The following is a 19,988-nucleotide window of genomic DNA, read 5'->3' as shown; positions in this document are numbered from 1 at the left end:
GAGCCCCCGGTTGAGGGTATTGCGACACACGCCCGCAACAACTGGTAGCACACCAGTTCGGCGCAGCCGCTCCGCGCCGACGCGTACGGCGTTGCCCGGCCGAAGCCCACCGAAGCGGGCTGCGGATGGGGCGACGCCTTACTTCTTGCGCGCCGGGGGCACGTCCGTGCAGGAGCCGTGCGCCACTTCGGCGGCCATGCCCAGCGATTCGCCCAGCGTCGGGTGCGGGTGGATGGTCTTGCCGATGTCCACGGCGTCCGCGCCCATCTCGATGGCCAGCGCGATCTCGCCGATCATGTCGCCGGCATGCGTGCCGACGATGCCGCCGCCGATGATGCGGTGGCTTTCCTCGTCGAAGATCAGCTTGGTGAAGCCCTCGTCGCGGCCATTGGCGATGGCGCGGCCCGAGGCCGTCCACGGGAACAGGCCCTTCGTGAACTTGATGCCCTTGGCGTTCGCCTCGTCCTCGGTCATGCCCACCCAAGCCACCTCGGGGTCGGTGTAGGCCACGCTCGGGATCACGCGGGCATCGAACTGGCTCTTTTTGAGCTTGTCGTCACCCAGGATCTCGCCAGCGCAGACTTCGGCCGCCACATGGCCCTCGTGCACCGCCTTGTGAGCCAGCATGGGCTGGCCGACGATGTCGCCGATGGCGAACACGCTGGGCACGTTGGTACGCATCTGCACGTCGACCGGGATGAAGCCGCGGTCACCGACGATGACGCCGGCGTTCTCGGCGCCGATCTTCTTGCCGTTGGGCGTGCGGCCCACGGCTTGCAGCACGAGGTCGTAACGCTGGGGTTCCTTGGGCGCGCCCTCGCCTTCGAAGGTCACCCAGATGCCGTCGGGCTTGGCCTCGGCCGCGACCGTCTTCGTGTTCAACATGATGTTGTCGAAGCGGTGGGCATTGAACTTCTGCCAGACCTTGACGAGGTCGCGGTCCGCGCCGGTCATCAGCGTGGGCAGCATCTCGACGACGTCCAGGCGCGCGCCCAGCGTGGAATACACCGTGCCCATCTCCAGGCCGATGATGCCGCCGCCGACGATGAGCATCTTCTCGGGCTTGACGCCCATCTCGAGCGCGCCGGTGGAGTCGACAACACGCGGATCGTTGGGCAGGAAAGGCAGGCGCACGGCCTGCGAGCCGGCCGCGATGATGAGACGTTTGAACGCCACCGTCTGCGACTGGCCGGTCTTGGCCTGGCCGACAGCGCCCTCAGTCGCCTCGACCTTCAGGTTCTGCGCGTCCAGCACCGTGCCGACGCCGCGCAACACCGTCACCTTGCGCATCTTGGCCATGGCAGCCAGGCCGCCGGTCAGCTTGCCCGTGACCTTGTTCTTGTGCGCGCGCAGCTTGTCGATGTCGACCGTCGGGGCGCCGAAGACGACGCCCAGGTCGGCCATGTGGCTGGCCTCGTCCATGACGGCGGCCACGTGCAGCAGCGCCTTGGACGGGATGCAGCCCACGTTCAGGCAGACGCCGCCCAGCGTTGCGTAACGCTCGACGATGGCGACCTTCAGGCCCAGGTCGGCGGCACGGAAGGCGGCCGAATAGCCGCCGGGGCCGCCGCCCAGCACGACGACGTCGAAGGCTTGGTCGGCGCTGCCGGTGTAGGTGGCGGCGGCCGGCGCCTGCACGGGCGCGGCGGCTGCAGGAGCCGGCGCGGCAGCGGCCGGGGCGGGCGCGGGCGCAGCGGCTCCGGCTGACTCCAGCGTCACGATGACCGAGCCCTTGGCGACCTTGTCACCCAGCTTGACCTTGATCTCCTGGACGACGCCGGCGGCGCTGGAGGGGATCTCCATCGACGCCTTGTCGCTCTCGACGGTGATCAGGCTCTGCTCGACCTTGACGGTGTCGCCAGCCTTGACCAGCACCTCGATGACGCCGACTTCGTCGAAGTCGCCGATGTCGGGAACTTGAACTTCAATGGTTGCCATGAGTTCTTTCTAATCAGTTGGGGACAGAGCTCGCTAGCGCTCGGTCTGTCCCGCAAGTACTTAGGCTTACAGCGCGATCCGACGGAAATCGGCGAGCAGGCTGGCGAAGTAGACGTTGAAGCGCGCGGCTGCCGCGCCGTCGATGACGCGGTGGTCCCAGCTCAGCGACAGCGGCAGGATCAGGCGCGGCTGGAAGGCCTTGCCGTCCCACACGGGCTCGATCGAGCTCTTGCAGACGCCCATGATGGCCACTTCGGGTGCGTTGATGATGGGCGTGAAGTACTTGCCGCCGATGCCGCCCAGCGACGAGATCGAGAAGCAGCCGCCGGTCATGTCGGCCGGGCCCAGCTTGCCGTCGCGGGCCTTCTTGGCCAGCTCGGACATTTCCTGGCTGATCTGGAAGATGCCCTTCTTGTCGGCGTCCTTGATGACCGGCACGACGAGACCGTTGGGCGTGTCCGCCGCGAAGCCGATGTGGAAGTAGTTCTTCAGGACGAGCGTGTCACCGTCCAGCGAGCTGTTGAACTCGGGGAACTTCTTCAGCGCCGCCACGGCCGCCTTGATCATGAACGCGAGCATCGTGACCTTGATGCCGGCCTTCTCGTTTTCCTTGTTCAGCTGGACACGGAAGGCTTCGAGCTCGGTGATGTCGGCATCGTCGTGGTTCGTCACATGCGGGATGACGACCCAGTTGCGGTGCAGGTTGGCGCCCGAGATCTTCTTGATGCGGGACAGTTCCTTGCGCTCGGTGGGGCCGAACTTCTCGAAGTCGACCTTGGGCCAGGCCAGCACGCTCAGGCCCGAACCACCACCGGAGCCGCCAGCGGGAGCAACGGCCTTCTGCGCGGCGGTCTGCACCGTGCCGGCCATGACAGCCTTCACGAAGCCGGCCACGTCGCTCTCGACGATGCGGCCCTTGGCGCCCGAGCCCTTCACCTCGGCCAGCGGCACGCCCAACTCGCGAGCGAGTTTGCGGATGCTGGGCGACGCGTGCGGCAGCTTGCCCGTCGGCGCGACGGGCTGGTGTGGCGGCAGCGCGGCCGTGGGCAGCGCCTTGGCTTCGGCCGGGGCGGCCACGGGGGCTGCGGCTGCGGGAGCAGGCGCTGCGGCTGCCGGCGCCGGGGTGGCAGCGGCACCGCCAGCGGCCTTCACGCGCGCCAGGGCCGTGCCCTTGCTGACCTTGTCGCCGATCTTGACCAGCAACTCCTCGACGACACCGGCCGTGGAGGACGGGATTTCCATCGATGCCTTGTCGCTCTCGACGGTGATCAGGCTCTGCTCGACCTTGACGGTGTCGCCGACCTTGGCGAGCAGCTCGATGACGGCGACTTCGTCGAAGTCGCCGATGTCCGGCACGACGACCGTGACGGAACCACCGGCGGCCGCTGCGGGAGCGGCAGCAGGTTCAGCAGCCGGCGCGGGTGCTGCGGCCACTGCGGCCACTGGGGCCGGCACGGCGGCTGCCGGCGCGGGCGCTGCAGCGGCGGCGCCTGCGGCCTCCACCAGCACCACGACGCTGCCCTGCTTGACCTTGTCGCCCACGGCGACCTTGATCTCCTTGACGACGCCAGCCTGCGACGACGGGATCTCCATCGATGCCTTGTCGCTCTCGACGGTGATCAGGCTCTGCTCCACCTTGACGGTGTCGCCCACCTTGACCAGCACCTCGATGACGCCGACCTCGTCGAAATCGCCGATGTCGGGAACTTGGACTTCAACCAATGCCATGTCTTGTCTCCCTCGGCTTTATGCGTACAAAGGATTGATCTTGTTGGCGTCGATGCCGTAGCGGCGAATCGCCTCGGCCACCTTCGTGGCGGGGATCGCACCGTCATCGGCCAGCGCCTTCAGCGCGGCAACGACGATGTAGTGGCGGTTGACCTCGAAATGCTGGCGCAGCTTGGAGCGGAAGTCCGAACGGCCGAAACCGTCGGTGCCCAGCACCTTGTACGAACGACCCTTGGGGATGAAGGCGCGGATCTGTTCCGCGTAGTTCTTCATGTAGTCGGTCGACGCGATGACGGGGCCGCTGGTCTGGCCCAGCTGCTGCGTCACATAGGGCACGCAGGCCAGCTCGGTCGGGTGCAGCAGGTTCCAGCGCTCGGCGTTCTGGCCGTCGCGGGCCAGTTCGTTGAAGCTCGGGCAGCTCCACACGTTGGCGCCCACGCCCCACTCTTCTTCCAGCAGCAGCTTGGCGACCTGGCTCTCGCGCAGGATGGTGCCCGAGCCCAGCAGGTTGACGCTGACCGGCTTGGCCGCATCGGCCTCTTCCAGCAGGTACATGCCCTTGAGGATCTGCTCCTCGGTGCCGGCCTTCAGGCCGGGCATCGGGTAGTTCTCGTTCAAGAGGGTGATGTAGTAGAAGACGTTTTCCTGGTCTTCCACCATGCGCTTCAAGCCGCGCTGCATGATGACCGCCACTTCGTGCGCGAAGGTCGGGTCATAGGACACGCAGTTGGGGATGGTGCCGGCCATGATGTGGCTGTGGCCGTCCTCGTGCTGCAGGCCTTCGCCGTTGAGCGTCGTGCGGCCGGACGTGCCGCCCAGCAGGAAGCCACGCGCCTGCATGTCGCCGGCGGCCCAGGCCAGGTCGCCGATGCGCTGGAAGCCGAACATCGAGTAGTAGACGAAGAACGGGATCATGACCCGGTTGTTCGTCGAGTAGCTGGTGGCCGCCGCGATCCAGCTGGCCATGCCGCCGGCTTCGTTGATGCCTTCCTGCAGGATCTGGCCGGCCTTGTCCTCGCGGTAGTACATGACCTGGTCCTTGTCGACCGGCGTGTAGTTCTGGCCCGCGGGGTTGTAGATGCCGATCTGGCGGAACAGGCCTTCCATGCCGAAGGTGCGCGCCTCGTCGACGAGGATGGGCACCGTGCGGGGGCCCAGTTCCTTGTCGCGCAGCAGCGTCGTCAGGAAGCGCACATAGGCCTGGGTCGTCGAGATCTCGCGGCCTTCGGCGGTCGGGTCCAGCACGGCCTGGAAGGTCGCCAGCTCGGGCACCTTCAGCGACTCGTCGGTCTTGGGGCGGCGCTTGGGCAGGTAGCCGCCCAGCGCGTTGCGGCGCTCGTGCAGGTACTTCAGTTCCTGCGAGCCTTCCGGCGGCTGGTAGAACGGCAGCTTGGGCAGGTCTTCATCCGACACCGGGATGTTGAAGCGGTCGCGCATCGCGCGGATGTCCTCGTCCTGCAGCTTCTTGGTCTGGTGGGCGGTGTTCTTGCCTTCGCCGATCTTGCCCATGCCGAAGCCCTTGACGGTCTTCACCAGCAGCACGGTGGGTTGGCCCACGGTGTTGACGGCCTTGTGATAGGCCGCGTAGACCTTCTGCGGATCATGGCCGCCGCGCTGCAGGCGCCAGATGTCCTCGTCGCTCATCTTGGCCACGAGTTCCAGCAGCTTGGGGTGCTTGCCGAAGAAGTTCTTGCGCACGAAGGCGCCGTCGTTGGCCTTCATGGCCTGGTAGTCGCCGTCGACGGTCTCCATCATGACCTTGCGCAGCAGCTCGTCCTTGTCGCGCGCCAGCAGCGGGTCCCAGTAGCCGCCCCAGATCAGCTTGATGACGTTCCAGCCCGCGCCGCGGAACTCGCCTTCCAGCTCCTGAATGATCTTGCCGTTGCCGCGCACCGGGCCGTCCAGGCGCTGCAGGTTGCAGTTGACGACGAAGATCAGGTTGTCGAGCTTCTCGCGCGCGGCGAGACCAATCGCGCCCAGCGATTCCGGCTCGTCCATCTCGCCGTCGCCCAGGAACACCCAGACCTTGCGCTTGCTCGTGTCGGCGATGCCGCGGGCATGCAGGTACTTCAGGAAGCGGGCCTGGTAGATGGCCATCAAGGGGCCCAGGCCCATCGAGACGGTCGGGAACTGCCAGAACTCCGGCATCAGCTTGGGGTGCGGGTAGCTGGACAGGCCCTTGCCGTCCACTTCCTGGCGGAAGTTCAGCAGCTGCTCTTCAGTGATGCGGCCTTCCATGAAGGCGCGGGCATAGATGCCGGGGGCGCTGTGGCCCTGGATGTAGAGCAGGTCACCGCCGTGCACGCCGTCATCGGCATGCCAGAAGTGGTTGAAGCCGCAGCCCAGCATGGTGGCCAGCGACGCGAACGAGCTGATGTGGCCGCCCAGGTCGCCACCGTCCTCGGGGTTGTGGCGGTTGGCGCGCACCACCATCGCCATCGCGTTCCAGCGCATGTAGGCGCGCAGGCGCTCCTCGATCTCGATGTTGCCGGGGAAGCGCTCCTCCTGGTCCGGCGGGATGGTGTTCACGTAGGCCGTGTTGGCCGAGAACGGCACGTCGATGCCGGCCTGGCGCGCATGGTCGATCAGCGTCTCGAGCAGGAAATGGGCGCGGTCACCGCCCTCCTCGCCGATGACGGCCGAGAGCGCGTCCAGCCACTCCTTGGTTTCCTGCGGGTCTTTGTCGTTCGCGGCGGCGCCGAGAAACTCTTGCGGCTGAGCAGACATGGCCGGTCTCCTACGTGGGCCGCCTCTGGCGGGCGGCAGGGTGTTCTGAGGGGTGATGACAAGGCGAACGCAGGCCGCACGGGCCGCGAGCGGGCGGAGTGTCGCACAGCACCCGCCGCTTTCTCAAATGGTGCGAAGCCATTTCTCATTGCGAAATAAATGACATCCGGGAGACCCGGCGCGACCCACATAATTTGCCGATGCCCGCCGATTCGCCCTCGTCCGACCACCGCACCCGCGGCCAGCGCCTGCTGGCGCCCTGGCGCCGCCTGCTGGCCACCTGGTGGGTCCGCCAATCTCCCTCGCGCCAGGACCGGCTGGCCACGCTCGGCCCGCTGGTGTCGGTGCTGTTGTTCCTGGCGGCCATCATTTCCGCGTTCTGGTACTTGCGGAACGAGGAAATCGAGCGCGAGACCGAATCCGTCAAGCGCGACACCGAGATCGCCCAGCAGCAAATCCGCCTGCGCCTCATCGAGAACCAGGAACAGCTGGTGCGCATCGCCCGCGAGGTCGTCACGCGGCAGATCGACGCGCACGAGTTCTCCGCCCAGGCCCAGGCGTTCGCCCGCGATCGCCCCGAGCTCACGCACGTCACGTGGCTGAGTGCGCGCCGCGAGCGCCGCAGCAGCGTCGGCGCGGCGGGCTTCCAGGCCGACGGGCTGATGTCGATGGACGGCAAGGACCCGTCCATGCCAATGCCCAACCAGTCCAACGCCGCGGCGCTGGCGTTTGACGCGGCCAAGGAACGCCGCCAACCGGTGTATTCGCCGCCCTTCACGGACAGCAACGACCTCACCGTCTTTCAGCTGCACATCCCGCTGATCGACCGCGGCGGCTTCGCGGGAGTGCTGATCGCTGAATACAACGTCGAGGCGCTGCTGCGCTATTACGTGCCGCCGGAAGTCTCCACGCGCCACAGCATCGCCGTGCTCGACGCCCGCGACCAGATCGTCAGCAGCACCGTCACACCGATGCCCGGCCAGGGCCTGCGCCGCGCGGCGCTGTTGCACGACGTGCCGCTCGCGCCCGCGCTCAACGGCCTGGTGCTGCGCGGCCAGGGCTGGCGCACCTCCATCGGCCTGATCAGCAATGCACTCTTCTGGCTGGTGCTCGCGCTGGCCGGCCTCACCGTCTGGATGCTGCTGGGCACCTGGCGCCACATGCGGCGTCGCACACAGATCCAGAACGCGCTGACGCTGGAGACCAACTTCCGCCGCGCGATGGAGAACTCCATGCTGACCGGCATGCGCGCGATGGACATGGACACGCGCATCACCTATGTCAACCCCGCCTTCTGCGCGATGACGGGGTTTCTGGAATCCGACCTCGTCGGCCGCACGCCGCCCTACCCCTTCTGGCCCAGCGACCGCGGCGAAGACAACGCGCGCGCACTGCAACAGGAACTGCGCGGCCGCAGCCCGTCGGGTGGCGTCGAGGTCAAGATCCAGCGCAAGGACGGCAGCCAGTTCGATGCCCGCGTCTACGTCTCGCCGCTGGTGGACACCAAGGGCAAGCAGACCGGCTGGATGACCTCGATGACCAACATCACCGAGGCCAAGCGCGTGCGAGACCAGCTCTCGGCCTCGCACGAGCGCTTCACGACCGTGCTGGAAGGGTTGGATGCGGCGGTGTCCGTGCTGTCGGTGCATCCGCCGGAACTGCTGTTCGCCAACCGCAGCTACCGCCTGTGGTTCGGGGCCGACCCCGCAGGCCACGCGCTGCTGGCCGGTGGCCAACTCGTGGCGACCAGCCGGCGCGGACTGGACGACAGCGCCGACGAGGTGGACGACTACTCGGGCCTGCCGTCCGAGGCGCTGACCGACATGGGCTCGGACCCGCGTGAGGTCTACGTCGAATCACTGGCCATGTGGTTCGACGTGCGCGCCCGCTACCTGCAATGGACCGACGGGCGGCTGGCGCAGATGCTGATCGCCACCGACATCACGATGCGCCGCCACGCCGAGGCCCAGGCCGCGCTGCAGGCCGAGAAGGCCCAGGTCACCAGCCGGCTGATGACCATGGGCGAAATGGCCTCCAGCGTCGCGCACGAGCTGAACCAGCCGCTGACCGCCATCACCAACTACTGCAACGGCATGGTCAGCCGTGTGCGCAGCGACAGCATCGACAAGGACGCGCTGATGGCGGCGCTCGAGAAGACCGCCAAGCAGGCGCAACGCGCCGGCCAGATCATTCACCGCATCCGCAACTTCGTGAAGCGCAGCGAGCCGCAGCGCCAGCCGGCGCATGCGGCCGAAATCGTCGAGGACGCGGTCGAGCTGGCCGGCATCGAGCTGCGCCGGCGCAACGTGGCCATCCACACCTACGTCGCGCAGCGGCTGCCGCAGCTGATGGTCGACCCCATCCTCATCGAGCAGGTGCTGATGAACCTGCTGAAGAACGCAGCGGAGGCCATCGACAACGCGTCGCTGCCCACGTCGCGCCGCCACATCGAACTGCGCGTGGTGCCCAAGCACAGCGTCGAGATGGGCGGGCAGATCGAGTTCTCGGTGACCGACATGGGCCCAGGCCTGCCGGACGAGGTGCTGGCCCGCATGTACGAGGCCTTCTTCTCGACGAAGGCCGATGGATTGGGCATCGGATTAGGGTTATGCCGGTCTATCGTCGAGTCTCACCAGGGGCGGATAAAAGCCGAGAACCTTTACAATGCGTCACTGGTCGTGGGGTGCCGATTCGCGTTCACGATCCCGGTCACCATCACGTCCGAACACCTGCGTCACGACCCCACCCACGGTGCCGCTAGCAGTGCTCAGAGAACCGAACCCACCACACCATGAGCTTGATCCCCAAGAAGGGCAATGTCTACGTCGTTGACGATGACGAAGCGGTCCGTGATTCACTGCAATGGCTGCTCGAAGGCAAGGACTACCGGGTCAAGTGTTTTGACTCCGCCGAGTCCTTCCTGACCCGCTATGACCCGCGCGAGGTGGCCTGCCTGATCGCCGACATCCGCATGGACGGCATGACGGGCCTGGAACTGCAGGACCGGCTCATCGAGCGCAGAAGCCCGCTGCCCATCGTCTTCATCACCGGCCACGGCGACGTGCCCATGGCCGTGCAGACGATGAAGAAAGGCGCGATGGACTTCATCGAGAAGCCGTTCAAGGAAGAAGAGCTGCTGGCGCTGGTGGAGCGCATGCTGGACCAGGCTCGCGACGCCTTCTCCAGCCACCAGGAAGCGGCCAGCCGCGATGCCCTGCTGGCCCGCCTGACCACCCGCGAAGCCCAGGTACTGGAGCGCATCGTCGCCGGCCGGCTGAACAAGCAGATCGCCGACGATCTCGGCATCAGCATCAAGACGGTGGAGGCGCACCGCGCCAACATCATGGAAAAGCTCAACGCCAACACCGTGGCCGATCTGCTCAAGATCGCCCTCGGCGCCACGGCGAAGGCCTGATCCCCCTCACCGCTCACAGAGGCCGCTGCATGCGGCCTCTTTGTTTTTAGGAGTTTCCAATGACCGCCCAACTCATCGACGGCCTCGCCCTGGCCAAGGCCACCCGCGCCGACGTCGCCGCGCGCGCCGCCGCGCTCTCCGCGCAGGGCCGCCAGCCCGGCCTGGCCGTCATCCTCGTCGGCGACAACCCCGCCAGCCAGGTCTACGTGCGCAACAAGGTCAAGGCCTGCGAGGAGGCCGGCATCCACTCCGTGCTGGAGAAGTACGACGCGACGATGACCGAGGCCGAGCTGCTGGCGCGCGTCGACGCGCTAAACAACGACCCCAGCATCCACGGCATCCTCGTGCAGCTGCCGCTGCCCGCGCACATCGACGACCACAAGGTCATCGAATCCATCTCGCCAGCCAAGGATGTCGACGGCTTCCACGTCGCCAGCGCGGGCGCACTGGTGGTGGGCGAGCCGGGCTTCAAGGCCTGCACCCCCTACGGCTGCATGAAGATGCTGGAGAGCATCGGCATGAGCAACCTCAAGGGCAAGCACGCCGTCGTCATCGGCCGCAGCAACATTGTCGGCAAGCCCATGGCGCTGATGCTGCTGGCGGCCAATGCCACCGTCACCGTCTGCCACAGCGGCACGGCCGACCTCGCCGCGATGACGCGCCAGGCCGACGTCATCGTCGCCGCCGTCGGCAAGCGCAACGTGCTGACGGCCGACATGGTCAAGCCTGGCGCCGTCGTCATCGATGTGGGCATGAACCGCAACGACGAAGGCAAGCTCTGCGGCGATGTGGACTTCGATGGCGTGAAAGAGGTGGCCGGCTGGATCACGCCCGTGCCGGGCGGCGTCGGCCCGATGACGATTGCCATGTTGCTCGTCAATACGCTCGAATCTGCGGAACGAGCCGCAGGCTAAGCCCTCCCCCACCGGCTTCGCCGCGCCGAAGCCGGAGGCTTTGTCCTTCGGCAGGCACCAAGAGTACTCAGGACTCTTGGTGTCCGGCCTCAGCCCCCTCAAGGGGGCGCCGCCAGTGGCCCGGCATGGCCGGCTCCACGGCGGCCGCGCCATGACCGACCCGGGATGCGGCCGGCTTGAAATCTGCGCGAGACTCAACACATGGCTGAAATGAACAACCCCCTCCTCTCCACCGCCGCCCTGCCCGACTTCGCGGCCATTCAGCCCGAGCATGTGCAGCCCGCCATGACCGAACTGCTGGCGGTGGCGCAGGCCGCGCTCGACGAGGCGACCCAGCCCGAGACCCCGGCCGACTACGACACGCTCTCGCGCATCCTCGACACCGCCACCGAGCGCCTGGGCACCGCCTGGCATGCGGTGGGCCACCTCAATGCCGTGGCCGACACACCCGAGCTGCGCGAGGCCTACAACGCCATGCTGCCGGTCGTCACCGAGTTCAGCACCGCGATGGGTGCCAACGAGGCACTGTTCGCGAAGTACAAGGCCGTCATGGCCGCGCAGGGCGCTTCGCTGAGCGTGGCGCGGCAGCAGGTGCTCAAGCACGCCATCCGGGACTTCGTGCTGTCTGGCGCGGAGCTGCAAGGCCAGGCGCGCGAGCGCTACGCCGCCATCCAGGAACGCAGCGCCGAGCTGCAGCAGCAGTTCAGCGAACATGTGCTGGACGCCACCGACGGCTGGAGCTATGTGGCCAGCACCGACGAGCTGGCCGGCGTGCCGCAGGACGTGCTGGACGCCACCCGGCTCGACGACGGCGGCCACAAGCTCACGCTGCACTTCCCGGTCTACCTGCCGGTCATGCAGTACGCCGAGAACCGCGCGCTGCGCGAGAAGCTCTACCGCGCCTACGTGACGCGCGCCAGCGAACAAGGCAAGCCCGAGTGGGACAACACCGCCGCGATGCGCGAGATCGTCGCGCTGCGGCAGGAAGAAGCGCAGCTGCTGGGCTATGCCAGCTTCGCCGAGGTGTCGCTGGCGCCCAAGATGGCCTCCACGCCGGCCGAGGTGACGACCTTCCTGCGCGACCTCGCCAAACGCGCGCGGCCGTTCGCCGAGAAGGACCTGGCCGAGCTGCGCGAGTTCGCCAAGGGCCAGCCGCTGGAGTCGTGGGACGTCTCCTTCTGGAGCGAGAAGCTCAAGGAAGCCCGCTACGCGTTCAGCGACCAGACGGTGAAGCAGTACTTCACGGCGACGAAGGTCGTGCCCGGCCTGTTCTCGATCATCGAGCGGCTGTTCGATGTCTCCATCACGCAGGCCAGTGCCTCCGTCTGGCACGAGACCGTGACGTTCTACGAGATGAAGCGCAATGGTCAGCTCATTGCGCAGTTCTATCTCGACCTCTACGCCCGCAATGGCAAGCGTCCCGGGGCGTGGATGGATGAAGTGCGCAGCCGCTGGCTCCGGCCGACGGGCGAGCAGCAGACGCCCGTCGCGCTGCTGACCTGCAACTTCGCGTCACCGGTTGGCGACAAGCCGGCGCTGCTGACGCACGACGACGTCATCACCCTCTTCCACGAGTTCGGCCACGGCCTGCACCACATGCTGACGCAGGTGAACGACCTGGGCGTGTCGGGCATCTCCGGCGTCGAGTGGGACGCCGTCGAGCTGCCCAGCCAGTTCATGGAGAACTTCTGCTGGGAGTGGGACGTCCTCTGCCAGTTGAGCGGCCATGTCGACAGCGGTGAGCCGCTGCCGCGCGAGCTGTTCGACAAGATGATCGCGGCCAAGAACTTCCAGAGCGGCCTGATGACGCTGCGCCAGATCGAGTTCTCGCTGTTCGACATGCGGCTGCACGCCGAGCCCGGCGCTGAAGGCCATGTGCAGAAGGTGCTGGACGACGTCCGCGCCGAAGTCGCCGTGCTGATCCCGCCCCCCTTCAACCGCTTCCAGCACAGCTTCTCGCACATCTTCGCGGGCGGCTACGCGGCGGGCTATTACAGCTACAAGTGGGCCGAGCTGCTGAGCGCCGACGCCTGGAGCGCGTTCGAGGAGGAAGGCGTGTTCAACCCGGCAACGGGCAAGCGCTTCCTGCGCGAGGTGCTGGAGCAAGGCGGCGCACGCGACGCCATCGACAACTTCAAGGCCTTCCGGGGCCGCGAGCCGCGCATCGATGCGCTGCTGCGGCACCAGGGCATGGGCGGCTGACGGCCATGCGCCAGGTGGCGCTGTGGCGCGGCATCAACGTCGGCAAGGCCAAGCGCCTGGCCATGGCCGACCTGAAGGCCTTGCTGACCGACCTGGGCGCCACCCAGGTCACGACGCTGCTCAACAGCGGCAACGCCGTCTTCGACGTCAGGCGCGCGCTGTCGGCCGACAAACTCCGCGCCACGGTTGCGGAGCGGCTCGGCGTCGATGCGGCCATCATCCTGAAGTCCGCCGACGAATGGGCCGCCATCGCGGCCGAGCAGCCCATCCCCGAAGCCGACGACCCCAGCCGCCTGCTGGTGGCCGTCACGGCCAACGCCGCCGCGCTGCAGGCCGTGCAAGGCCTCGTGGCCGACAGCGGCGAGCGCTACGTCGTCACGGCGCACGCCGCCTACCTCTGGTGCGGCAACGGCATCCTGGAGAGCAAGGCCGCCGTGGCGCTGCTCAAGCGGCTCGGCGAAGCCGGCACGACGCGCAACTGGGCCACGGTCGGCAAACTCCAGGCACTGGCCCAGGCCTGAACCGACGCCGCGCCCCGCACGGCATCAACCCGCGTCAGGCGTCCGCGTCGTCCAGCGTGTGCACGCGCATGCCCACGCCCTCCTGGGCCGGGGCTTGCCAGGGCGCGCGCGCCAGCATGCGCCGGCCGTCCTTCAGCCCGGTCGTCCAGCGGGCGCGCAGCCGCTTGTCGCTGAAGTCGATGTCGCGCCAGGAATCCTCGCCCGGCAAGGCCCGCATGACGAGGTGCACGATGTCGATGCGGGCATCGCAGCCCAACGCGAGCAGCGCCTTCACGGCCGGGTCGCCCGCGGTCTTCGCATCGAGCTTGCGGCCCACCAGGCGCAGCGCCCGGCGCAGGTTCTGCATGCGCTCGTGGTCTTCCAGGTGCTCCATGATGCGGCTCGCGTACTGGATGTCCTTGTAGCGGGTCAGCACCTGGGCCATCGTGTGCGGCGCGGCCTCGCTGGCGTCCCACAAGTCCACCATGAAGCACAGCGTGTCACGGCGTTCAGCATCGTCGAGCACGACGTCCAGCGGCGTGTTGCTGTAGATGCCACCGTCCCAATACGCCTCTTTGCCGATCTGCACCGGCGCAAAGCCCGGCGGCAAGGCCCCGCTGGCCATGACATGCTCGGGCCCGATGCGGGTGTGGCCGTCGCGGTTGTCGAACAGGGCCAGCTCACCGCTGCGCACGTTGACGGCACACAAGGTCAGGCGCGTCTCGGCAGCGGCGATGCGATCGAAATCGACCAACTCGCGCAGCGTCTCGGCCAGCGGCGCAGTGTCGTAGAAGCTCAGCTCCTTCAGCGGCGCACGCCGGTTCATGTCCCAGGACTGCGGCCCACGCGGCCGGAAGAATCCGGGAATGCCGGTGGCCAGCGTCTGCCAGGTCTGCAAGCCCTGCTGCCACAGCGACAGGAAGGGGTTGACCGGCAGGTGCGGCGCAAACGCCGGCCGCGTCACGCGCTCCCAGAACGCGCGCAGCGCCTGCAGGCGGTCGCCGGGCGCGTTGCCGGCGATGAGCGCCGCATTGATGGCGCCGATGGACGTGCCAACCAGCCAGTCGGGCGGAAGCTCGGCACTCTCCAGCGCCTCGACGAAGCCGGCCTGGTAAGCCCCCAGCGCGCCGCCGCCCTGGAAGACGTAGACGGTTTGCGGTGGGCGGCGAGCGGCCATCAGTTCAACTGGAGCGAGTCGTCACAAGGGATGGCGCGGAACACCGGCAGTTGCTCGACGGTAGCCGTGTAGGCCGCCAGATGCGGGAAGCCGTCGGCCGGCACAAGCTCCGGCAGCATGAACTGCGTGAAGCGCCAGGCCACGGCCACCGTGATGCCCGACTGGCGGATGCCGCCCTCGCTGGCGTCCAGCGGCTGCGCGGCCAGCTCGTCATCCAGCGCGCGGTAGGCGGCCTGCAGCTGGCCGCTGACACGTTCCAGCCAGGGCGCATGCTGCTTCTCGGCCGGGCGCAGGCCGCGCTCGTAGACGATCTGGGCCGTCTTCTCGCAGGCCGCCAGCGCCAGGCCGATGAGGCGCAGCTCGCGCACCAGCGCGGCCGGGTCGGCGGGCGACAGGCTGCGGCCGGCCAGTGCCTCGGCGTACTGCAGCAGCAGCGTCGAGTCCATCAGCACGCTGCCGTCGTTGGTCACGAGCGTAGGGGCCTTGACGACCGGGTTGATGCGCTGGAACTCGTCGAAGCCGCGGAACACCGACACGGCCGCGTGCTCGAACGGCAGGCCCAGCAGCCGCATCGAGATCGCGACGCGGCGCACAAACGGGGAGTCGAGCATGCCGATGAGCTTCATGGTGCTTCCTTGGATGCCGGCGCGGCGACAGGCATGGCGGCGTCGCGCCTGGGCAGCAGGCGGTCCGCCAGTTCGCGGCCGTGGCGACGCTCGATCTCGGCCCGCATGACGCGGTTGTAGCCGTCGGCAAAAGCCAGCGCGACCTCCGGCCCCGTCTTGCCCTTGTAGACCCGCGTGATGCCGTAGCGCTGCTTCAGGCGCCGGGCCTGGGCGTTGTCGTCTTCGCTGGGCGCCGGGCCATAGACGTGCAGCTCCAGCTTGCCGGCTTCGATGTCCGCGCGCGCCCGGGCTTCGCCTTTTTCGGCAGACACCACCGGGTTGCCGATGCTCAAGTCGACGCTCGCCACCAACTGACGCTCGGGCTTCACCTCGCCCTTCGGCGGCGTGCCGAAGCGGTTGAACAAGCCGAACACGACGACGGCGGCGACGAGCGAGACCGCCAGGGCGGCAATGCGGGCGCCCTTGCGGGAGCGGCGCCAGCCCCGCCCGGTGAGTTCATCGGCCAACGCGATCACCGACGGGGCGGCGGGCTTGGGGGATTCCATGGTCTGCATCAATTCCGGGTCATTCGGTTCGGGGCGAGCGGCGCCAGCGCGGCCTGCACGCGCGCCTGCCACGCGCCATGCTCGTCCGCCGTCCAGTCCGGCCAGCGCGACGACTCGGCCTCGAGTTCGTCCGCCAGCGTCTGCAGCTCGCCCAAACCCGCAACCTTAGCAGCCAGGTGCAAGCGCGCGATCCACTCCTGCACTTCGCGGACCCGCGGGTAGGCGGCGAACAGCCAGCGCGCCACGTCGCTGCGGTGGCGCCAGTCGGCGCTGTCGAAGCGCGCGACGGCCATGGCGGTCAGCCGCTGGCCAGCGCCCAGACAGTCGAAGGCCACGCAGCCTTCGAAGCCGCGCGGCACGAGATCGGTGTGGATGCCGCAGCGGAAGTCGGCGCACAGATGCTGGCACGGCGTCTCGGCCGGCTTGTCGAAGCCGAAGCCCTGGACGGCGTCGAACGGCGGAATCACGCAGCACAGCGCCGCGCAGGCCGAGCAATCAGCCCTCAGATGGGCAGGCAGCTGCATCATGAGGCACCCTTCGCGCTTCGCGCTGCCTGAACGTCAGAGCGGACAGGCGTTCGCCAGGCTTGCAATGCCCGCAGGGGCATTGCAGGTCCGGGCTCACTCCCGCCAAGCGGGAGCCCGCCGCCCTCGGGCGGCCATACGGCGTCGGCGGCCGTCACTTCGCCGCGCCTTCCGAAACGCCCACCATCCAGCCCACGCCGAAGCGGTCGTTGACCATGCCGAACAGCGGCGCCCAGAAGGTCTTGCCCAGCGGCACATGGATCTGGCCGCCGTCGGCCAGCGCGGCGAAGGCCTCGCGGGCCGAGTCGGCATCGGGGCAGTCCAGCGACAGCGAGAAGCCCTTGAAGGCCGTGTCGCCGCCACACAGGCCGTCAGACATCATGACCAGCGCGCCGCCGATTTGCAGCGAGGCATGCATGATCTTGTTCTCCGAGCCCGGCGGCAGCGCACCGGGTGGCGGCGGCTCGGGGCTCTCGGCGTTGCGCATCAGGAACTCCACCTTGGCCCCCAGCGCCTGCTTGTAGAACTCGATGGCCTCTTCGCAGCGCCCGTCGAAGAACAGATAGGGCTCGATCTTCATGGCGGGTCTCCTGGGGCCGAGGGAAGAAGGTCAGCACTCTAGCGCGGCCACGCCCGCCGATCAGCGCGCGGCTCGATGCCTGGCCCATCAGCATCCGCCCGGCGGGTCGTCCAAGCTATTCGTTGGACGAGCGGCTGCAGCTCATGGCGCCTTGAAGTCGCCCGCCGTGGAGATGATGAAGTTCTCGCCCTTGATGTACTTGCGCCAGGCGGCGTTGGCCTGCTCGACGGTGACGGCGGACAGCGCGTCGTCGCGCTGCTGCACGGCGCTCCAGGTCTCGCCGCGGTCGGCCATGCCGCCGATGCTGCCGGCCAGCGTGCTGGTGTCGGCACGGCCCTGCCGGCGGCCCTCGAGGATGTCCTTCTTCGCGCGCGCCAGCTCAGCGGCCGTGACACCCTCGGCACTCATGCGCGCCACCTCTTCCTGCACGACGGCGATGACGCGGTCGCGCTTGTCCGGCGCATAGCTGCCCTGGATGCTGAAGCTGCCGACCGTGCCCCAGTGGCTCGCCTCCAGCGACGCGCCGATGCCGTAGGTCAGGCCTTCCTTCTGCCGCACCCGCTCCGACAGGCGGCTCTCCAGCCCGCCCCCACCGAAGATGTGCACGGCCAGTTCCAGCGCCGGGTAGTCGGCGTCCTCACCGTTCAACGGCAGCGGCACGTTCAGCCTGACGATGGCGTTGGCCTTGTCGCGCGCGATGGCCTCGAAGCGCGCCGGTGGCACGTCGACATGGCGGGGAATATGGCGAACAAAGCGTGGCGCCGTCGGCTTCTTCCAGTCACCGAACAGCCGCTCGATCTCGGCGGCCAGGCCGTCCGGCAGCTGGCCGACCACACTGACGATGGCATCGTCGGCGCTCCAGTAGTCGGCGTAGAAGCGCTTCACGTCGTCCAGCGTCGTGGCCTTCAGCTCGGCGATGCGCTCGTCCACACTCATCGTGTAGTCCGGGTCGCCCAGCGAGACGCCGCGGGCCTTGTTGTAGTGCCCTCGCGTGGCCGCCAGGCGCAGCACGCTCGGCTCCTGCCGTGACGCGTCGAGGCTCGCGATGGCCGCCTTGAGGTTGCGATCGAAGGCGTCCTGCGGCAACAACGGCCGGCGCAGCGCATCGGCCGCGACGAGCAGCGCCGGCAGCAAGGTGTCGCGTTCCGCACTGAGGTAGACGGTGGCGCCCTGGTCGTGGCTGGCGACCGACAGGTTGGCGCGCAGCTTGATGAGTGCATCCTGCAGCTGCTGCTTGCTGAAGCCTGCGCTGCCTTCGTCCATCAGCTGGCCCACCATGCCGGTGCCATGGCGCGCGAAGGTGGCGGCGCGTTCGCCCCAGCGCAGCTGCATCTGCAACACGACGGTGTTGCCACGGGTGCGCTTGTTCAGCGTGTGCAGCTGGATGCCGCTGGGCAGCACGGTGCGGCGCATGCGCGTCTCCAGCACGGGCGGCACGGGCTCCAGCAGCTCGCCCTCTTCCACCTTCGGTGGCCCCTTCAGGTCGGCCAGGCGCTGATCCAGCGTCGGTGCGACGGGGATTTCCACACGCTCGACGGCAGCGGCAGGCAGGTAGCGCCCCAGCGTCCGGTTGGCGGGCTTGAAGTAGGCGGCGCGCACGCGCTCCACATCGGCCAGCGTGACCTTGGGGATGTCTTCCATCAGCTGGAACAGCAAGCGCCAGTCGCCGGCCGCGATGAGGCCCGAGATCTGCTGGATCAGCGCCTCGGGGTTCTTCATCTGCTGGCGATAACCGTTGACGGCGATGTCGCGCACACGCGCGAGTTCGCTGTCGTCGAAGGGCCGGGCGCTGCGCCCTTCCGCGAGGTCCAGCAGCTGGGCCTCGACCTTGGCCAGGTCGGCGTCAGGCGGCAGCAGCACATAGACGCTCGCCGTGCCGGGGTCCACGCCGCCCATGCCGCCCAGTCCCGCCGCCACCGCCAGCTTGGGCTCCACCAGCTGCTTGTAGAGCTGGCCGCTGGGCTGCAGGCTCATCAACAGGCCGTAGACGATGAGGGCCGGCGTGTCCGGGTGGGTGACGGCAGGCACGTGGTAATTGGCCAGCAAGATGGGCTGCCCGCCCACACGGCGCACGGTCACCGTGCGCTCACCGTCCTGCGCCGGTTCCACCGTGTAGGGCTGCGGCAGCGGCGCCTCCGGGCGGCGCAGCGCACCAAACCGCTGGCCGATGAGCGCCAGCGTCGCCGCCTTGTCGAACTGGCCGGCGATCAGCAGCGTCGCGTTGTCGGGCCGGTAGTAGCGCTTGTAGAAGGCCTGCAGCTTCTCGATGGGCACGTTCTCGATGTCGCTGCGCGGGCCGATGGTGGCGTGGCCGTAGGGGTGCCAGGCGAAGGCGGCGGCGTTCACGCGCTGCCTCAGCACGGCAAAGGGCTGGTCCTCGCCGCGCTCGAACTCGTTGCGCACCACCGTCATCTCCTTGTCGAGATCGGCCTTGGCGACGAGGCTGCCCACCATGCGGTCGGCCTCCAGGTCCAGCAGGAAGGCGAGCGTGTCCGCATTGGCATTGAAGCTGGCGAAGTAGTTCGTGCGGTCGACCGTCGTCGTGCCGTTGTAGCGGACGGCCAAGCGGGCCATGGCCCCCTTGATGTCGCGCTGGCGCTGCGTGCCCATGAACAACATGTGCTCCAGCAGGTGGGCCATGCCGTATTCACCCGGCGCCTCATGCCGGCTGCCGACGCGATAGGTGATGTTGACGGTGGTGGTGGTCTGCGTCGAGTCCGGGAACAGCAGCACCTGCAGGCCGTTGGGAAGCCGGTACTCCTCGATGCCACCGAGTTCGCGCACCAGCGCGGGCGCCGTGGCCACCACGGTGGCCTTCGCAGGTGAAACGGCGGCAGCCGGGGTCGGCGCTCCCACCAAACCCGCCGTCAGCAGGCAGGACAGCAGCAGGCCGATGCAAGGAAAATTCATTCAGGTCTCCAGGGGCCGGCTGCGCCGGTCGCGTTGTTCAGGCGGCGATTCTGACCGCACCGCGCGTGGTCACCCGAAACGACCTTTCCAAGCACGCGAAGGGCGCCTGCCACAGCCGCGGCCTCCCGGCCACAGCAGCGAGTCGCCTGCAGCGCGCCTCGGCGTGGCGCAGCGCCGCTCGATGCCGATGGCCGCGGCCGCT

The 19,988-nt window shown here is 68.1% G+C and carries 14 protein-coding genes; 5 read left to right on the top strand and 9 right to left on the bottom strand.

The features are described from left to right. Positions 1-138: 138 nt before the first annotated feature. The 3 genes from lpdA to aceE form a co-directional block, all read right to left on the bottom strand. Positions 139-1,938, bottom strand: a complete 1,800-nt coding sequence (gene lpdA / locus ACG00X_RS02345; RefSeq protein WP_394486315.1) for a dihydrolipoyl dehydrogenase — start codon at positions 1,936-1,938, stop codon at positions 139-141. A gap of 66 nt (positions 1,939-2,004) precedes the next feature. Then, entirely contained in the window at positions 2,005-3,666 is a 1,662-nt protein-coding gene (gene aceF / locus ACG00X_RS02340) for a dihydrolipoyllysine-residue acetyltransferase (protein WP_394486314.1), read from the bottom strand. Between the two features lie 18 nt (positions 3,667-3,684). Next, positions 3,685-6,393, bottom strand: a complete 2,709-nt coding sequence (aceE, locus tag ACG00X_RS02335; protein ID WP_394486313.1) for a pyruvate dehydrogenase (acetyl-transferring), homodimeric type — start codon at positions 6,391-6,393, stop codon at positions 3,685-3,687. A 200-nt stretch (positions 6,394-6,593) separates the two neighbouring features. On the opposite strand from aceE, the gene ACG00X_RS02330 reads away from it, so the two are divergent. The 5 genes from ACG00X_RS02330 (at position 6,594) to ACG00X_RS02310 (ending at position 13,445) form a co-directional block, all read left to right on the top strand. Next, complete coding sequence (locus ACG00X_RS02330; protein ID WP_394486312.1) at positions 6,594-9,188, top strand: PAS domain-containing sensor histidine kinase; 2,595 nt, start codon at positions 6,594-6,596, stop codon at positions 9,186-9,188. Further along, entirely contained in the window at positions 9,185-9,808 is a 624-nt protein-coding gene (locus ACG00X_RS02325; RefSeq protein ID WP_394486311.1) for a response regulator transcription factor, read from the top strand. The genes ACG00X_RS02330 and ACG00X_RS02325 overlap by 4 nt, the downstream gene beginning before the upstream one ends. Before the next feature lie 59 nt (positions 9,809-9,867). Further along, positions 9,868-10,722 carry a bifunctional methylenetetrahydrofolate dehydrogenase/methenyltetrahydrofolate cyclohydrolase FolD gene (gene folD, locus ACG00X_RS02320; RefSeq protein ID WP_394486310.1) on the top strand — a complete coding sequence of 285 codons (855 nt, stop codon included), beginning with the start codon at positions 9,868-9,870 and terminating at the stop codon, positions 10,720-10,722. A gap of 210 nt (positions 10,723-10,932) precedes the next feature. Then, positions 10,933-12,924, top strand: a complete 1,992-nt coding sequence (locus tag ACG00X_RS02315) for a M3 family metallopeptidase (RefSeq protein ID WP_394486309.1) — start codon at positions 10,933-10,935, stop codon at positions 12,922-12,924. A 5-nt stretch (positions 12,925-12,929) separates the two neighbouring features. After that, a complete protein-coding gene (locus ACG00X_RS02310) occupies positions 12,930-13,445 on the top strand; it encodes a DUF1697 domain-containing protein (RefSeq protein WP_394486308.1) in 516 nt (171 codons plus the stop codon). A 34-nt stretch (positions 13,446-13,479) separates the two neighbouring features. Here the strand turns inward: ACG00X_RS02310 and ACG00X_RS02305 are convergent, their stop codons facing one another. From ACG00X_RS02305 to ACG00X_RS02280, 6 genes are all read right to left on the bottom strand, one after another. Next, positions 13,480-14,601, bottom strand: coding sequence for a patatin-like phospholipase family protein (locus ACG00X_RS02305; RefSeq protein ID WP_394486307.1), 1,122 nt, complete (start codon positions 14,599-14,601; stop codon positions 13,480-13,482). Beyond that, the gene (locus ACG00X_RS02300; protein ID WP_394486306.1) at positions 14,601-15,227 is read right to left on the bottom strand and encodes a glutathione S-transferase; all 627 of its coding nucleotides are present in this window, start codon (positions 15,225-15,227) and stop codon (positions 14,601-14,603) included. The genes ACG00X_RS02305 and ACG00X_RS02300 overlap by 1 nt, the downstream gene beginning before the upstream one ends. Further along, complete coding sequence (locus tag ACG00X_RS02295; RefSeq protein WP_394486305.1) at positions 15,224-15,772, bottom strand: hypothetical protein; 549 nt, start codon at positions 15,770-15,772, stop codon at positions 15,224-15,226. The genes ACG00X_RS02300 and ACG00X_RS02295 overlap by 4 nt, the downstream gene beginning before the upstream one ends. Positions 15,773-15,780: 8 nt before the next feature. Further along, positions 15,781-16,299, bottom strand: a complete 519-nt coding sequence (locus tag ACG00X_RS02290; protein WP_394486304.1) for a hypothetical protein — start codon at positions 16,297-16,299, stop codon at positions 15,781-15,783. Positions 16,300-16,450: 151 nt separating this feature from the next. After that, positions 16,451-16,876 carry a VOC family protein gene (locus tag ACG00X_RS02285; protein ID WP_394486303.1) on the bottom strand — a complete coding sequence of 142 codons (426 nt, stop codon included), beginning with the start codon at positions 16,874-16,876 and terminating at the stop codon, positions 16,451-16,453. Positions 16,877-17,017: 141 nt separating this feature from the next. After that, on the bottom strand, positions 17,018-19,786 hold the full coding sequence (locus tag ACG00X_RS02280) for a M16 family metallopeptidase (protein WP_394486302.1): 2,769 nt from the start codon (positions 19,784-19,786) through the stop codon (positions 17,018-17,020). Positions 19,787-19,988: the final 202 nt, after the last annotated feature.

The sequence above is a fragment of the Pelomonas nitida genome (assembly GCF_043555975.1).
In the GTDB taxonomy this organism is placed as follows: Bacteria; Pseudomonadota; Gammaproteobacteria; order Burkholderiales; family Burkholderiaceae_C; genus Pelomonas; species Pelomonas nitida.
This window is presented reverse-complemented; position numbering and strand designations above follow the sequence as displayed.

What these genes read in the sequence shown, in the direction of transcription:
- ACG00X_RS02325 (WP_394486311.1), top strand. Translation starts at nt 9,185, where the DNA reads ATGAGCTTGATCCCCAAGAAGGGCAATGTCTACGTCGTTGACGATGAC.
- folD (WP_394486310.1), top strand. Translation starts at nt 9,868, where the DNA reads ATGACCGCCCAACTCATCGACGGCCTCGCCCTGGCCAAGGCCACCCGC.
- ACG00X_RS02305 (WP_394486307.1), bottom strand. Translation starts at nt 14,601, where the DNA reads ATGGCCGCTCGCCGCCCACCGCAAACCGTCTACGTCTTCCAGGGCGGC.
- aceF (WP_394486314.1), bottom strand. Translation starts at nt 3,666, where the DNA reads ATGGCATTGGTTGAAGTCCAAGTTCCCGACATCGGCGATTTCGACGAG.
- ACG00X_RS02330 (WP_394486312.1), top strand. Translation starts at nt 6,594, where the DNA reads ATGCCCGCCGATTCGCCCTCGTCCGACCACCGCACCCGCGGCCAGCGC.
- ACG00X_RS02285 (WP_394486303.1), bottom strand. Translation starts at nt 16,876, where the DNA reads ATGAAGATCGAGCCCTATCTGTTCTTCGACGGGCGCTGCGAAGAGGCC.
- ACG00X_RS02315 (WP_394486309.1), top strand. Translation starts at nt 10,933, where the DNA reads ATGAACAACCCCCTCCTCTCCACCGCCGCCCTGCCCGACTTCGCGGCC.
- lpdA (WP_394486315.1), bottom strand. Translation starts at nt 1,938, where the DNA reads ATGGCAACCATTGAAGTTCAAGTTCCCGACATCGGCGACTTCGACGAA.
- ACG00X_RS02310 (WP_394486308.1), top strand. Translation starts at nt 12,930, where the DNA reads ATGCGCCAGGTGGCGCTGTGGCGCGGCATCAACGTCGGCAAGGCCAAG.
- ACG00X_RS02280 (WP_394486302.1), bottom strand. Translation starts at nt 19,786, where the DNA reads ATGAATTTTCCTTGCATCGGCCTGCTGCTGTCCTGCCTGCTGACGGCG.
- ACG00X_RS02290 (WP_394486304.1), bottom strand. Translation starts at nt 16,299, where the DNA reads ATGATGCAGCTGCCTGCCCATCTGAGGGCTGATTGCTCGGCCTGCGCG.
- aceE (WP_394486313.1), bottom strand. Translation starts at nt 6,393, where the DNA reads ATGTCTGCTCAGCCGCAAGAGTTTCTCGGCGCCGCCGCGAACGACAAA.
- ACG00X_RS02300 (WP_394486306.1), bottom strand. Translation starts at nt 15,227, where the DNA reads ATGAAGCTCATCGGCATGCTCGACTCCCCGTTTGTGCGCCGCGTCGCG.
- ACG00X_RS02295 (WP_394486305.1), bottom strand. Translation starts at nt 15,772, where the DNA reads ATGGAATCCCCCAAGCCCGCCGCCCCGTCGGTGATCGCGTTGGCCGAT.